The sequence below is a fragment of the Pseudomonas sp. 43A genome (assembly GCF_013363935.1).
In the GTDB taxonomy this organism is placed as follows: Bacteria; Pseudomonadota; Gammaproteobacteria; order Pseudomonadales; family Pseudomonadaceae; genus Aquipseudomonas; species Aquipseudomonas crudilactis.
On the sequence record NZ_CP054880.1, the window covers coordinates 5,180,430 to 5,195,589 of the forward strand.

The following is a 15,160-nucleotide window of genomic DNA, read 5'->3' on the forward strand; positions in this document are numbered from 1 at the left end:
CTACTGCCTCGCGCTTAAAGCAAATTCTTTGTGTTAAGGTCTGCGGCATGGCTATTAAAGAAGGTTTACGCCCCGGCGGCCGCAGTGCCCGGGTGCAAGATGCAATTCATTCGGCAGTCCGCGCGCTCCTGCAGGAGCAGGAGCGTTCGAGCGTGACCGTCCCGCAAATCGCCGCGCGCGCGGGCGTTACACCGTCGACGATTTACCGGCGCTGGGGTGATCTGGCGGCGCTGCTCGCCGACGTCGCCCTCGCCCGCATGCGCCCGGACAGCGAACCGGCGCAAACCGGCAGCTTGCGCAGCGATATCCGCGCGTGGGCCGAGCAATATCTCGATGAGATGAGTTCGGAGCCTGGGCGCAATATGATGCGCGACGTGCAGGCGAGCGCTACGCCGGGGTATTGCGTGACGATCATTGGCGCGCAGTTGCAGACGATCATCGAACGGCATCCGGATGAGGTGGCGCCGAGCGTTGATCGGTTGATCAATCTGGTGGTGGCGCCGGTGGTGTTCCGGATTCTGTTTTCGGCGGCGGCGCTGGAGGTAGATGAGCTGCATCGGCTGATCGATATTGCGCTGCGTCAGGACTGACGCCATCGCTGGCCAGTCACGGCAGAAACCACCCGCTTCCCCACCTGCGACACCCCGCCGCGCCACGACCTTGGTCGACACTGACTAACCGCCCCGCGCATGCGAGACTGTCCGCCCGGGCAGGAGTGCCGGGGAGTCTTTTGTCGGGAGTGTTGCATGTCGCTGTCCACCGGGCTGATCGCCGCCGTCGCCCTAGCCTATATGGCCATCATGTTCGCCATCGCCTTTTACGGCGACCGACGCAGCGCGCCCTTGCCGCCGCGCATGCGTGCCTGGGTGTACAGCCTGTCGCTGGCAGTTTATTGCACCAGCTGGACGTTCTTCGGCGCAGTCGGTCAAGCCGCCGAGCAATTGTGGTCATTCCTGCCGATTTACCTCGGGCCGATCCTGCTGTTAGTGGGCGCGCCATGGGTCCTGCAAAAAATGGTGATGATCAGCAAACAGGAGAACATCACCTCCATCGCTGACTTTATCGCCGCGCGCTACGGCAAATCGCAATCGCTGGCGGTGGTCGTAGCGCTGATCTGTCTGGTCGGCGTCCTGCCCTACATTGCCCTGCAACTCAAAGGCATCGTTCTCGGCGTGAATCTGTTGATCGGCGCCGGTGCCGACGCCATGGGCACCCGTGCCCAGGACACCGCGCTGATCGTGTCGCTGGTGCTGGCGCTGTTCACCATCGTCTTCGGCACGCGCAACCTCGATGCCACCGAACACCACCGGGGCATGGTGCTGGCGATTGCTTTCGAATCGCTGGTCAAACTGTTCGCTTTTCTCGCCGTCGGCGCCTTCGTCACTTATGGCCTGTATGACGGTTTCGATGATCTGTTCAACCAGGCCATGCTCGCCCCGCGTCTCGAGGAATACTGGAAAGAAACCATCAACTGGCCGTCGATGGTGGTGCAGACCGGTGTGGCGATGATGGCGATCATCTGCCTGCCCCGGCAGTTCCACGTCACGGTGGTGGAGAACATCGATCCGCAGGATCTGCGTCTGGCCAAATGGGTGTTTCCCGCCTATCTCGCCTTGGCCGCGCTGTTTGTAGTGCCGATCGCCTTGGCCGGTCAGATGCTGCTGCCCAGCGACGTACTGCCCGACTCCTTCGTGATCAGCCTGCCCTTGGCGCAGGCGCATCCGGCGCTGGCAATGCTGGCGTTTATCGGTGGCGCGTCAGCGGCAACCGGCATGGTGATTGTCGCCAGCGTGGCGCTGTCGACCATGGTCTCCAACGACATGCTGTTACCGTGGCTGCTGCGGCGCAATAACGCGGAGCGCCCATTCGAAGTATTCCGCCAATGGATGCTCTCGGTACGGCGCGTGAGCATCGTGGTGATTCTGTTGCTGGCGTACGTCAGCTATCGCTTGCTCGGTTCCACCGCCAGTCTGGCGACCATCGGCCAGATCGCCTTCGCTGCGGTGACCCAACTGGCGCCAGCGATGCTTGGCGCGCTGTACTGGAAGCAGGCCAACCGCCGCGGGGTTTTCGCCGGTTTGGCCGCGGGTACATTCCTGTGGTTCTACACGTTGATTCTGCCGATTGCCGCGCACAGTCTCGGTTGGTCGCTGAGCAGTTTTCCGGGGCTGGCGTGGCTGCACAGTAATCCGCTGAATTTGCCGATCACCCCGCTGACCCAAGGCGTGGTGCTGTCGCTGGCCGGTAACTTCACCCTGTTCGCCTGGGTTTCGGTGCTGTCGCGCACGCGCGTGTCGGAGCACTGGCAGGCCGGGCGTTTCATCGGTCAAGAGATCAGCGCACGGCCGAGTGCACGCTCGATGCTGGCGGTGCAGATTGACGATTTGCTGCAATTGGCCGCGCGTTTTGTCGGCGAGGAACGTGCGCGCCAGAGCTTCATTCGCTTCGCCTATCGCCAAGGCAAAGGCTTCAACCCGAACCAGAATGCCGACGGCGAATGGATCGCCCATACCGAGCGCTTGCTGGCCGGTGTCCTCGGCGCTTCTTCGACGCGCGCGGTGGTAAAAGCCGCCATCGAAGGTCGGGAAATGCAACTGGAGGACGTCGTCCGCATCGCCGACGAAGCCTCCGAGGTGCTGCAGTTCAACCGCGCCTTGCTGCAAGGTGCGATCGAGAACATTACCCAAGGCATCAGCGTGGTCGACCAGTCGCTGAAACTGGTGGCCTGGAACCGGCGTTATCTGGAGTTGTTCAATTACCCGGACGGTCTGATCAGCGTCGGCCGGCCGATTGCCGACATCATTCGCTACAACGCCGAGCGCGGCCTGTGCGGCCCCGGCGAAGCGGAAGTCCACGTTGCCCGCCGCTTGCACTGGATGCGCCAGGGCCGCGCGCATACGTCTGAGCGGCTGTTCCCCAACGGCCGGGTGATCGAGCTGATCGGCAACCCGATGCCGGGTGGCGGTTTCGTCATGAGTTTCACTGACATCACCGCGTTCCGCGAAGCCGAGCAGGCGCTGACCGAAGCCAACGAAGGGCTGGAGCAGCGAGTCAGCGAACGCACCCAGGAACTGTCGCAACTCAACGTCGCGCTGACCGAAGCCAAGGGCACCGCCGAGGCGGCCAACCAGTCGAAAACCCGCTTCCTCGCGGCGGTCAGCCATGACTTGATGCAACCGCTGAACGCCGCCCGCCTGTTCTCCGCCGCCCTCTCCCATCAGGATGACGGCTTGAGCAGCGAGGCGCAGACACTGGTGCAACATCTCGACAGTTCCTTGCGCTCGGCCGAGGATCTGATCAGTGATCTGCTGGATATTTCCCGCCTGGAAAACGGCAAGATCAATCCGGATCGCAAGCCGTTCGCGGTCAATGAGCTGTTCGACATTCTCGGTGCCGAGTTCAAGGCGCTGGCCCAGGAACAAGGTTTGACCTTCCGTGTACGCGGCAGTCATCTACGCATCGACAGCGACATCAAATTGCTCAGACGTATTCTGCAGAACTTCCTCACCAACGCATTTCGTTACGCCAAAGGCCCGGTGTTGCTGGGCGTGCGTCGACGTGGCGGCGAGTTGTGCCTGGAAGTGTGGGATCGCGGGCCAGGGATTCCGGAAGACAAACAGCAGGTGATTTTCGAGGAATTCAAACGCCTCGACAGCCATCAGACCCGCGCTGAAAAAGGCCTCGGACTGGGTTTGGCAATTGCCGATGGTTTGTGCCGCGTGCTCGGCCACACTTTGCGAGTGCGCTCGTGGCCCGGCCGCGGCAGCGTATTCAGCGTCAGCGTGCCGCTGGCTCGCTCACAAACCGTGCCGGCGAGCGCCGCGGTTGAATTGAATGGCAAATTGCTGAGCGGCGCACAGGTGCTGTGCATCGACAATGAAGACAGCATTCTGATCGGCATGAACAGCCTGCTGAGCCGCTGGGGCTGTCAGGTGTGGACGGCACGTAATCGTGAGGAGTGCGCGGCGTTGTTGAGCGAGGGGATGCGACCGCAAGTGGCGCTGGTTGACTATCACCTCGATCACGGGGATACCGGCACCGAGTTGATGGCGTGGTTGCGCACGCATCTGGGTGAGCCGGTGCCAGGGGTGGTGATCAGTGCTGACGGGCGACCGGAGATGGTCGCGCAGGTGCATGCGGCGGGGCTGGATTATCTGGCCAAACCGGTGAAGCCGGCGGCGTTGCGGGCGTTGTTGAGTCGGTATTTGCCGCTATAGAAGCAAAAAGATCGCAGCCTCCGGCAGCTCCTACAGGATGTACGCCGTACCAATGTAGGAGCTGCCGGAGGCTGCGATCTTTTGATCTTTATTCAGGGAGTTCGACGAGACCATCGACATCGGTCATCGCCCGCTCCAGCAAATCCGCCGGCAAACTCTTGCTTGCCCGCGCACCCAGCAACTTGAGCTGCTCACTGCGACTGACCAGGTTGCCACGCCCCTCGGTCAGCTTGTTGCGCGCTGAACTGTAGGCTTTATCCAGTTGTTGCAGACGATTGCCAACCTCGTCCAGATCCTGAATAAACAGCACGAACTTGTCGTAGAGCCAACCGGCGCGCTCGGCGATTTCCCGGGCGTTCTGGCTCTGGCGCTCCTGCTTCCAGAGGCTATCGATTACGCGCAAAGTCGCCAGCAAGGTGGTCGGGCTGACGATGACGATGTTGCGGTCGAAGGCGTCCTGAAACAGTGATGGCTCAGCCTGCAACGCCGCCGAAAATGCGGCCTCGATCGGCACGAACAGCAAAACGAAATCGAGGCTGTGCAGGCCTTCCAGACGCTTGTAGTCCTTGCCGGCCAGACCTTTGACGTGATTACGCAACGACAGCACGTGCTGCTTGATCGCGATCTGCCCAAGGGTGTCGTCGTCGGCAGCCACGTATTGCTGGTACGCGGTGAGGCTCACCTTGGAGTCCACCACCACTTGCTTGTCGCCCGGCAAGTAAATGATCACGTCAGGCTGGAAGCGCTCGCCGTCCGGACCTTTGAGGTTGACCTGCGTCTGGTACTCGCGGCCCTTCTCCAGACCGGCGTGTTCAAGCACACGTTCGAGAATCAGCTCGCCCCAGTTGCCTTGGGTTTTCTGGCCTTTGAGGGCACGGGTCAGATTGGTGGCTTCGTCGCTCAGACGCAGATTGAGCGCCTGCAAGCGCTCCAGTTCCTTGGCTAGCGAGAAACGCTCGCGGGCCTCGGCCTGATAACTTTCTTCCACGCGTTTTTCGAAGGATTGAATGCGTTCCTTGAGCGGATCGAGCAACTGGCCGAGCCGTTGCTGGCTGGTCTCGGCAAAGCGCTGCTCGCGCTCATCGAAGATCTTCCCGGCGAGTTCGGCAAACTGCGCACGCAGTTCATCGCGCGAGCCTTGCAGGTCGTTGAGGCGTTGCTGGTGGCTTTCCTGTTGCTCGCGCAGTTCAGCGTTCAGCGAAGCGGCCTGTGCGTCGAGGCGGCGCAGCTCAGCTTCTTTATTGGCGCGTTCGAGGTTCCAGGCGTGAGAAGCATCGCGGGCGTCGTCACGCTCGATCTGCAGCAGTTCGACTTCCCGGCGCAGAGCCGCTAGATCAGCCTGCTTGGCGGCATTGGCATGGCCGAGATCGGCGACTTCATCGCGGCTGGCGTCGAGCTGCGCGTTGAGTCCGTCCTGGGCCAGCTGTGCCATGGCCAGCCGCTCTTCGAGCAAGGCGACCTCGGCCTGGCCATTGCTCGCCCGGCGCTGCAGTTGCCAGGCGAGTGCCAACAATGGCAGCCCTGCCCCTGCGAGACCGAGCAACACGCTGGTCAAGTCCATAGCCATAGCGACTCCTGCCGATTCGATAAAGCCTGAAGGTTAACCAAGGTGTAAGGTCTTGGACAGCTCAGTCTTCGAGCAGACCAAGTTCCCGCTGCGCGCGACGATCACCGGCACGGGCGGCCTGGCGGAGCAGATCCTGACCGATACGCCGATCCCGTGCGTTACCGCACTCGCGGCACATCAATTGACCGAGGCGGCTTTGCGCAGCCACCACGCCATCACGCGCCGGTTGTTTGAGCAGGCGGCCAGCGAGGTGTTTGGCATTGTGGCTGGCGCTCAGGCGCGGGCTGTCGAGCAGCCATTCGGCAACGCGAACGGTAAAGCGCTTGGGCGGAGTAACACGGGGAGGTTCTGGGGTAACAGAGTCTGATACTGAGCGAAACTTCATAAAGCACTGTGGGACGAATCGGAAGGCGCGCCACTCTACTCTCTTTTTCTTACAGGTAAAGTCGAAAAACAACCCGGCACGCCCGTCCTAGAGCAAGCGCTCGGGACAATCCACAGAAGCTGTGGATAACTCAGTGGACAACCGCCCTCCAACCGTCGCAAAGCCTTATGGAATGGGGCCCGCAGTCAAACTGACGATTTTTTCACCAACAAAAAAAAGCGATGTTTTTCATTGACTTAAACTTTCGTTACAGGCAGCCATCGGGGTCAGGATTGATGTGACAGTGCCGTTACAGGTCGCGCAACTAATGTGCACAAGTACCTGTTACCGGGTTCTATCGATGCACTTTTTCCGGTCGCTTTCACCATGACTCTGGGGTTAAGCGGCTAAAACACACAGTTTTGTGATTGGCACTCCACCGACCGACGGTAGCAATCTGCACCATTTGGGCTGATTCTGCAGATTAGCGGGGCTGAAGCAGCGGTCGAATTGAGTCTTTTTCGAGTCAGGGTTTGCTTTAAGCATTTCGATCCGTTAGTATCCGCGGCGTTAGTACCAAGCTGAAAGTCAATTCCGGTCGAACACATCTCCACGGTCAGCCTTCTTTCAAGAAGCCCTACCGAAAAGCGGGAACGACCCCTCGATGGTTTCCAGGTAAACCTTGCGACGACACTGCCTTCGAATGATGCGAAGGGTGTTGCGAAGATCATTTACTCTGACCGAACCAACCTGCAAATTGATCAGGATCTTCACCCCGGGCCCAGAACCTCTGCCCTTGATGTGTTGCCTGCCCTCCTAAGTACCTACCTGCCAGCCCAAGCGCGCCAACTTAATTGCGCTTCAAACTGGCTGCTTTGTTCCAGTCGGGTTCTTCGTTCGACCAATGGTGGTCGACGTTACTGGAACGTTTTAACGTTGCACGGTTCTTATCCGTGTCATTTGTAGGAACACCTAATAACTATGTCTACTCAAATCCACACTCAGGATGCCATTCGCACCCTAACCAACGCTTTTGCACCGATGAACTGCCTGATCATGGCCGCTCGCAAAGGCTGCTTCAGTTTCACACTGGTCAACGAACACGGTATCGCCCGCCACAGCGAGCGTCTGTACCCCGATCAATACTCCAGCGCCGAACCGCTGCAGGCCGTGATCGACCGTACCCGTCAGGCACTGGTTGCCTGAAAGCCGAAAAGGCTGCAAAAGCAAAAGCCCCGCACAAAATGCGGGGCTTTTTATTGCCCGATGTTTCAGTTTTCACCCCTGGCGCCTAAGCACTATCCGATATAACGGTTATAACTCGAAGCCGGAAATATTTTAAAAACAGGCCTTTACGTCGCGAATATGACACTACACTTCAACTCAAGCGGCGTGACCCGCTTGCGGCGAGCCTGAACCGATCCACTGCTGCCAAGCCCCCTTCAGGACTCGCCATTCATAACAAGATCCGAGGGTTTTATGGGTATCGCTGCCAGCGAACTGTGCCGCTACGTGATCCGTCCTACGCTGATCTACCTGGGACGTCACAGCGCGACTGCCGAATCCCTGCTGCTGGGCATCGCCGCCAGCCAGTCAGCCCTTGGTTCCGCCCTGCATGACCGCCGCGGCCACGGGCTTTACCGCATCGCCGAGCACCGCCATCAAGCCCTGTGGGATGATTACCTGGCACTCGACCCGGAACGCGCCAGCCTGGTTCGCGGCCTCGCCAGTCAGCATGCATTCCTGACCGGCCCACATCTGGAATTGACGGTAAATCTGCGTTACGCCACCGCCATCGCCTGGCTGCTGGTCGAAGAGCAAAACCCCATCCTCCCCGATTCCAACGATTTGCTGGGAATGGCGCGTATCTGGCGCCAGACCTTTCAACCCCAAGGTCGCCTGCGCGACTTCACTTACGCCTGGCACACCTGTGTTTCAACGGTGAATCAGGTCGCCTGCTGACCGACTGGTTTCAGAAGATCGTACAACAGGTCGCGATTTTGGTCGGATTGTCCTACAAAACCGCTCTAACTCAAGGCATACGGACTATAGCGCTGAGACGAAAATGTTGGTAATTTTCGCCCCGGTGATCACCAGGAGTTCTAATAATGAAAAAAGTCATGCTCAAAACCACCCTTAGCCTCGCCGTTACCATGGCATCCACCCAGATCTTCGCAGCTGGCTTTGCCATCAACGAACACAGTATCAGCGGGATGGGCACTGGTTACGCTGGGCGATCTTCTTCTGCCGACGACGCAAGCACTGTTTATGGCAACCCTGCCGGCATGTCGCGCATCAAGCGCGAACAAGTCACCGGCGGTGTGGCATTCCTCGATGCAAAAACCGATATCAGCGATGCCAGCTCCAGCCCTAACGGCGGCAGCAACAAAGGCGACATGGTGCCCTTCACCTCCGTACCTATGGGCTTCTACGTCAAACCAATCGATGATCATTGGGCATTCGGTCTCGGCGTCTACGTGCCGTTCGGCCTGATTACCGATTACGAAAAAGGCTTTGCCGGCCGTTACTTCGGCAGCAAGTCCGAAGTACAAGTGATCACCTTCCAGCCAACCGTCAGCTACGCCTTCAACGACAAGGTGTCGATCGGTTTCGGTCCGACCATCAACCGCATTGACGGCACGCTGGAATCCAACCTGTCGATCACCCAGGCCCTGCCGGACGGCAAGGTCAAGATCAAGGGTGACGACACTGCACTGGGCTACAACGTCGGCCTGCTGGTACAAGCCACCGACACCACTCGCGTTGGTCTGACGTACCACTCGAAAGTCGACTACAAGCTCGAAGGCGACACCAAGGTCAACTACGGCGCGCTCGCCGCAGTCGGCCTGGGCGCCAACCAGAAGTACGACGCTTCGCTGAAGATCACCACGCCTGAATCGGTCGACCTCTCGGTTACCCAGGCAATCAACGATCGCTGGAACGTGTATGCCGGTACCACGTGGACCCGCTGGAGCCAGCTGGAAAAAATCACCGTCAAGAACTCCGGCGTACAGCCGCTGCTGGCCGGTCAGTTCGGCGAGATCACCGAAGACCAGAACTGGCACGACTCCTGGGCTTATGCCTTGGGTACTTCGTACCAGTTGAACAAGGAATGGGTGCTGCGTACCGGTCTGACCTTCGACCAGTCGCCAACCAACAACGTCGACCGTTCGCCACGCATTCCTACCGGCGACCGGACCATTTTCAGTATCGGTGCCGGCTGGAGCCCGACCGAAGACCTGACCATCGACGTCGCTTACTCGTACCTGAAAGAAGAGTCGGTGAAGATCCGCAACGAAAACAATCGTGGCCAGAGCTACGATGCCAAGTATGAAAACTCGGCAAATGGTTTCGGTGTCGGCGCGACCTATCGCTTCTGATGCTGTACGGCGAGGCTGACCCCTCGCCCACAAAAAAGCCCCGTTCTCTTTGCAGAGACGGGGCTTTTTATTGCCTTGAGTTTGCTTCCCGCCACGACACACTTCCAATGTGGGAGCGAGCAAGCCCACTCCCACAAAAAGCTCAGCGCATCAGGGCTTCAGTGGTTTCGAGGCGATAGCCTTCTCGATCGCAGCAATAAATTCCGGATCATCAGGCTTGGTCAGGCTGGAGAAATTGGCGATGACCTTACCCTGGCGATCGACCACATACTTGTAGAAATTCCACTTCGGCGCGCTACTTTGTGCCGCCAGCACCTGGAACATATGCGTAGCGTCGTCACCACGCACCTTCTGCGGCTCGGTCATGTTGAACGTCACGCCGTAGTTGGCGTAGCAGACCTTGGCGGTCTCGGCGCTGTCCTTGGACTCCTGCTTGAAGTCGTTGGAAGGGACGCCAAGCATTTCCAGCCCCTGCCCTTCGTAGCGTTTATGCAGCGCTTCGAGGCCTTCGAACTGCGGCGCGAAACCGCAGAAGCTGGCGGTGTTGACCACCACCAACGGTTTGTCGGCGTACTGCTTGCAAAGATCGATGGATTCCTTGGCTCGCAACTTGGGCAGCGAGCCCTGCAGCAATTCGGGACAGTCAGCCGCGTGAGCCAAACCAGTCAACGCCATCAGCAACGCGGGAACAGCACACCAGCGCATCAGCATGTCGAGCATCCTTGAGCAGTCGTCAGACTTCGACGTTACTCGCCACGCCACGTTCTAGCAAATGCTCATGCCCAGCTGCATCAGCGCCAGACCGCCCTGATGCCAGCCCCACCACACCAGCGCCAGCAATGCGGCGCCGAGTGCGCTGATGACGATACGCGGCCAGAGTCGACTCATACGGCGCTCGCAGCGGCTTGCAGGCGTGCGACCGGCCGCTCGCGCACCGGCCAGTTCAGCGCGGCCGCCAGCAGGCTCAGAAGAATCGCCACTTGCCAGATCAAGTCATAACTCCCGGTTCGGTCATACACCACTCCGCCCAGCCAGCCGCCAAGGAACGATCCCAACTGATGGAAGAGGAACACGATGCCGCCGAGCATGGACAGGTTTCGTACGCCAAACAAGGTCGCCACCGTACCGTTGGTCAACGGCACCGTCGACAGCCACAGGAACCCCATGGCCATACCGAACAGGTAGGCCGACGTGGTCGTCACCGGCAGCCACAGAAACAGCGCAATCACCACCGCCCGCAACAGGTACAACGCCGTCAGCAATCGCGGTTTGGACATGCGCCCGCCGAGCCAGCCAGCGGTGTAGGTGCCGAAGATATTGAACAGGCCGATCAACGCCAGCACCGTGGTGCCAACGCTGGCTGGCAGATGCTGATCGACCAGATACGCAGGCAGGTGCACGCCGATGAACACCACCTGAAAACCGCAGACGAAAAAGCCGAATGCCAGCAACCAGAAACCCGAATGCGAGCAGGCTTCGCGCAAGGCTTCGGACAGCGTTTGCTCATGGCCAAGCACCGGTAGCGGCTTATCCTTGAGCATGCTCACCAACGGCACGATCAGCGCCACCAGCAGGCCCAGCACCAGCAACGCGGCCGACCAGCCAAGCCAGCCGATCAGACCCAGCGTGCCCGGCAACATGGCGAACTGACCGAACGAACCGGCGGCACTGGCAATACCCATGCCCATGCTGCGTTTCTCTGGCGGCACGGCACGTCCTACGACACCGAGGATCACCGAGAACGAAGTACCGGAAAGGCCAATACCGATCAGCAGACCGGCACTCAGTGACAGCGTCACTGCCGAGTCGGACAGGCCCATGCACACCAGACCCGCCGCATAGAGAACGCCACCGACAAGTACCACTTTTGCCGCGCCGAAACGGTCAGCCAGTGCGCCAGTAAACGGTTGTGCCAGACCCCAGATCAGGTTCTGCAAGGCAATGGCGAAGGCAAACACTTCTCGCCCCCAGCCGAATTGCGCACTCATCGGTGACAGGAACAAGCCGAAACCGTGCCGCACGCCCAATGACAATGCCAAAATCAGCGCACTTCCGACCAACACCCAACCGCACGTACGCCACATCGATGTCATTGTTGTTCTCCGCTTGCGGGTATATACCCGCTTGAGTTTGGAAAAAACCGGCCTCAGGCCAGTTCATCCAGCAATCTGAGCAAGGTTTCACGCTTCTCGGCACCCAGTCGGTCAATCAACCGCTGCTGCGCCGCTTCCCAGGCCGGCAGTGCCGCTGCCAGGCGTTGCACGCCGGTCTCGGTGAGCTTGACGATGCGGTTACGCATGTCCTCGCCCTCTGCCAACGCCACCAGTCCCTCGCCTTCCAGCACGCGCAAATTGCGCCCGAGGGTGCTGCGATCCAGCCCCATGGCTTCGGCCAGTGCCGAGATGCTCGGTTGATCCAGACGCTGCAGATTGCACAGCAAAGAATACTGCGCAACGTTGATCCCGAAGCCATCGAGAGCGCCGTCGTAATGCCTGCTGACGCCACGAGCGGCGCGACGCAGGTTGGTGCACAAACACTGAGAAGGAAGCATGATGCGTGTATATACCCGCGACTGTGTTAAATCAAGTTACAGATGAGTTTACCCATAACATTTGTGGTGCCTGACAAACCGCTATCGCGAGCAGGCTCACTCCTACAGGAAAATGCATTTCAAATTGTAGGAGTGAGCCTGCTCGCGATGAGGCCGGCATGACCAGTAGAAATCCATCAGACCAAAACCAATCCAACCAACACCATCATCTCCAGCAATTCCAGTAACGCACCCGCCGTATCGCCCGTCGCCCCGCCCAACCGCCGCATCATCACCTGCCGCAACCAGACAAACACACCGACCGAAATCATCAGCGCAACGACAGCGCCAAACCCGGCGATCAACACGCAGCCCAGAGCACTCAAGCCCAGCACCCACCAACCGGCCTTGCGCGGCAAATGATCGGCCAACGCCTGCCCCAACCCGCCCGCACGCACATATGGTGTAGCCAGAAACAACCCAAGCAACGCCGCTCGCCCGAGCAACGGTACGATCACCAATGCAAGACCTTGCTGCTGCTCGATCAACGCCAACAACGCAGCAAATTTGAGCAACAACACCAACACCAGCGTCACTACCGCAATCGGCCCGCTGCGCGGGTCCTTCATGATCGTCAGCGTCCGCTCGCGATCACCAAAACCGCCGAGCCAGGCATCGGCGCTGTCGGCCAGACCATCAAGGTGCAAGGCACCGCTGAGCAACACCCACACTGTCAGCAACAGTGCCGCATGCAGCAATAACGGCGCGCCGCTCAAGGCGAGATTCAATGCCCACAGGATCACTCCGAACAGCAGGCCCACCAACGGATAAAACAGCAGTGACCGCCCCAGCTGTTCCGGCTCGGGCATCCCCGGCAAACGAATCGGCAGACTGCTGAGAAATTGCAGGGCGATCCACAGCGGCAACATGTCAGTAACCTTCCTTGAGCGAACCATCCGCCTCGACCGTCAGCGCAAACACCGCGCCGTGAGCGACTTCAACATTAAGCAGTTGTTCGCGCGGCAGCCCGCGCGCTTGCGCCAGCAACAGGCGCATCACGCCGCCGTGGCTGATCAGCAACACCCGATCACCAGCGTAGGTATTGTGCAAGCGCGCAACGGCCGCCAGTACTCGAGAAGAAAACTCGCTGACCGGTTCACCCTGCGGCGGCGTAAACGAATACGGATCGGCCCAGAACAGCCCCAGTGCTTCGGCATCAGTCTCCATCAAAGCCGCCGCGCTCTGACCTTCCCACGCGCCGAAATGCAGCTCCTGCAGATCCTTGTCCAGATGCACGGACAAACTTAGCTGCTCACCCAGTTCGGCGGCAAACCGCGCACAACGTTGCAACGGCGAACTGACGATCCGATCCCACGGCCCGCCCTCGACCACCGCCGCACGCATTTGCGTCCAGCCCTTTTCGGTCAGTGCATCGTCGAGGCTGCCACGCAGACCACCGCCCAGTTCCGTCTCACCGTGGCGCAGCAGATCCAGATGCAAGGTCATGCCGGACGATCCGCCACCGCCGCTTCGGCGAATGTCGCCATCTGCCCGTGCAGATCGCAAGCCAAGCGCAACAGAGGCACCGCCAGTGCCGCGCCACTGCCCTCGCCCAGACGTAAACCGAGTTCCAGCAACGGCTCGGCATTCAGGGTTTCCAGCACATGGCGATGGCCCGGCTCGGCACCGCGATGACCGAACAACAACCACTCGCGGCAAGCCGGATTCAAACGCACCGCAACCAGCGCCGCGACCGTGCAGATAAAGCCGTCGACCAGCACCGCAACGCCTTCTTGAGCCGCCGCCAGATACGCACCGACCAGCGCGGCGATTTCAAAACCGCCGAGATTGAATAGCGTCTGCAACGCATCGCCACGCTGCGCGGCATGCAACGCCAGCGCTCGCTCGATCACTTGCGCCTTATGACTGACACCTTCGGCATTCAGCCCGGTGCCGGGGCCGGTCAGATGCGCCACCGGGCAATCGAGCAAGGCACAGGCCAATGCGCTCGCCGCCGTGGTGTTGCCAATGCCCATTTCGCCACCGATGAACAGCTGCGCGCCCGCCGCTTTCGCCCGCAGCAGACTGTCGCGACCGCCCAGCAACGCCAGTTCGCCCTGGGCCTGAGTCATCGCCGCGCCGAGCACGAAGTTCGCCGTGCCTGCGGCGATGTTCAAGTGGCGCACACCCGGCAGGTTCAGCGCGGGATTCACCGTGCCCAGATCGACCACTTCCAGCTGCGCATCAAGCTGCCGCGCCAGCACGCTGATCGCCGCGCCGCCGCTGACGAAGTTAAGCAACATCTGCCCGGTGACTTCCTGCGGGAACGCCGAAACGCCTTCAGCGACCACGCCGTGATCACCGGCAAAAATCGCGATCCACACTTGCGAGAGCGTCGGTTTGACCTGGCCTTGCAGGCCGGCCAGTTGCACCGCGACCGATTCCAGACGCCCCAGCGAACCGGCGGGTTTGGTCAGTTGCTGCTGCCGCGCCGCCGCTTGTTCAACGACGTTGAGATCGACCGGTTTGCACGGGTTCAGCCACCAGGTTTGAGTCATAACGCAGGTCCTTTCAGAGTCAGGGGCAGGCCGGCGACGGTCAGGACAACACGCTGACAGCGCTCGGCCAGAGCTTGATGCAGCCAACCGGCTTCATCGACGTAGCGGCGAGTCAATTCGCCCAGCGGCACGACACCCATTCCGGTCTCGTTGCTGACAAAAATGATTTCACCCGGCAAGGACGCCAGGCAGTCGAGCAAGGCTTCGCGCTCGGCGGCGAGGCGTTCAGCGTCGTCGAGCATCAACAGGTTGGTCAGCCACAACGTCAGGCAATCGACCAGCAGGCAATGCTCGGCGCTGGCGGATTCGCGCAGAACGCGGGCCAGTTCCAAGGGTTCTTCAATGAGTGCCCATTCGGCAGGACGGCGAGCACGGTGATGGGCGACGCGGTCGCTCATCTCGCCATCGAGGGGTTGGCTGGTGGCAATGTAGGTCACGGCCAGGCCGCTATCGCTGGCGAGCTTTTCGGCCAGACGACTTTTGCCGGAGCGGGCGCCGCCGAGGATCAGTTGGAGCATGGGTTTATCCACAGAGTTATGTGTTG

The 15,160-nt window shown here is 60.2% G+C and carries 15 protein-coding genes; 5 read left to right on the forward strand and 10 right to left on the reverse strand.

The annotated features are described in order from the left end of the window. The first annotated feature begins 47 nt into the window (after positions 1-47). Both HUW52_RS22595 and HUW52_RS22600 read left to right on the forward strand, forming a co-directional pair. Complete coding sequence (locus HUW52_RS22595) at positions 48-590, forward strand: TetR/AcrR family transcriptional regulator (RefSeq protein WP_175554956.1); 543 nt, start codon at positions 48-50, stop codon at positions 588-590. Positions 591-746: 156 nt separating this feature from the next. Then, a complete protein-coding gene (locus HUW52_RS22600) occupies positions 747-4,217 on the forward strand; it encodes a PAS domain-containing hybrid sensor histidine kinase/response regulator (RefSeq protein WP_175554957.1) in 3,471 nt (1,156 codons plus the stop codon). 88 nt (positions 4,218-4,305) lie between these two features. Here the strand turns inward: HUW52_RS22600 and rmuC are convergent, their stop codons facing one another. Continuing rightward, positions 4,306-5,670, reverse strand: coding sequence for a DNA recombination protein RmuC (gene rmuC, locus HUW52_RS22605; protein ID WP_175555724.1), 1,365 nt, complete (start codon positions 5,668-5,670; stop codon positions 4,306-4,308). A gap of 175 nt (positions 5,671-5,845) precedes the next feature. Beyond that, entirely contained in the window at positions 5,846-6,169 is a 324-nt protein-coding gene (locus HUW52_RS22610) for a hypothetical protein (RefSeq protein ID WP_016987839.1), read from the reverse strand. 960 nt (positions 6,170-7,129) lie between these two features. On the opposite strand from HUW52_RS22610, the gene HUW52_RS22615 reads away from it, so the two are divergent. From HUW52_RS22615 to HUW52_RS22625, 3 genes are all read left to right on the forward strand, one after another. Next, complete coding sequence (locus HUW52_RS22615; RefSeq protein ID WP_003214941.1) at positions 7,130-7,354, forward strand: hypothetical protein; 225 nt, start codon at positions 7,130-7,132, stop codon at positions 7,352-7,354. A gap of 273 nt (positions 7,355-7,627) precedes the next feature. Continuing rightward, positions 7,628-8,110 (forward strand): hypothetical protein, encoded by a 483-nt coding sequence (locus tag HUW52_RS22620; protein WP_016987840.1) that lies wholly within the window; start codon positions 7,628-7,630, stop codon positions 8,108-8,110. A gap of 146 nt (positions 8,111-8,256) precedes the next feature. Continuing rightward, positions 8,257-9,528: an OmpP1/FadL family transporter gene (locus tag HUW52_RS22625; protein WP_016987841.1), complete on the forward strand. Its 1,272-nt coding sequence runs from the start codon at positions 8,257-8,259 to the stop codon at positions 9,526-9,528. A 150-nt stretch (positions 9,529-9,678) separates the two neighbouring features. Here HUW52_RS22625 and HUW52_RS22630 read toward each other — a convergent pair whose 3' ends face one another. From HUW52_RS22630 to cobU, 8 genes are all read right to left on the reverse strand, one after another. Next, positions 9,679-10,239 (reverse strand): glutathione peroxidase, encoded by a 561-nt coding sequence (locus HUW52_RS22630; protein WP_016987842.1) that lies wholly within the window; start codon positions 10,237-10,239, stop codon positions 9,679-9,681. Positions 10,240-10,293: 54 nt separating this feature from the next. Beyond that, positions 10,294-10,416: a hypothetical protein gene (locus HUW52_RS30480; RefSeq protein WP_016987843.1), complete on the reverse strand. Its 123-nt coding sequence runs from the start codon at positions 10,414-10,416 to the stop codon at positions 10,294-10,296. Then, positions 10,413-11,621 carry an MFS transporter gene (locus tag HUW52_RS22635; RefSeq protein ID WP_016987844.1) on the reverse strand — a complete coding sequence of 403 codons (1,209 nt, stop codon included), beginning with the start codon at positions 11,619-11,621 and terminating at the stop codon, positions 10,413-10,415. The genes HUW52_RS30480 and HUW52_RS22635 overlap by 4 nt, the downstream gene beginning before the upstream one ends. A 53-nt stretch (positions 11,622-11,674) precedes the next feature. Continuing rightward, positions 11,675-12,079: a MarR family winged helix-turn-helix transcriptional regulator gene (locus tag HUW52_RS22640; RefSeq protein ID WP_016987845.1), complete on the reverse strand. Its 405-nt coding sequence runs from the start codon at positions 12,077-12,079 to the stop codon at positions 11,675-11,677. A 176-nt stretch (positions 12,080-12,255) separates the two neighbouring features. Next, entirely contained in the window at positions 12,256-12,987 is a 732-nt protein-coding gene (locus HUW52_RS22645; protein ID WP_175554958.1) for an adenosylcobinamide-GDP ribazoletransferase, read from the reverse strand. Position 12,988: 1 nt separating this feature from the next. After that, positions 12,989-13,564, reverse strand: coding sequence for an alpha-ribazole phosphatase family protein (gene cobC, locus HUW52_RS22650; protein WP_175554959.1), 576 nt, complete (start codon positions 13,562-13,564; stop codon positions 12,989-12,991). Next, entirely contained in the window at positions 13,561-14,616 is a 1,056-nt protein-coding gene (gene cobT / locus HUW52_RS22655; protein WP_016987848.1) for a nicotinate-nucleotide--dimethylbenzimidazole phosphoribosyltransferase, read from the reverse strand. The genes cobC and cobT overlap by 4 nt, the downstream gene beginning before the upstream one ends. Continuing rightward, positions 14,613-15,134 (reverse strand): bifunctional adenosylcobinamide kinase/adenosylcobinamide-phosphate guanylyltransferase, encoded by a 522-nt coding sequence (cobU, locus tag HUW52_RS22660; protein ID WP_175554960.1) that lies wholly within the window; start codon positions 15,132-15,134, stop codon positions 14,613-14,615. The genes cobT and cobU overlap by 4 nt, the downstream gene beginning before the upstream one ends. Positions 15,135-15,160 lie beyond the last annotated feature (26 nt).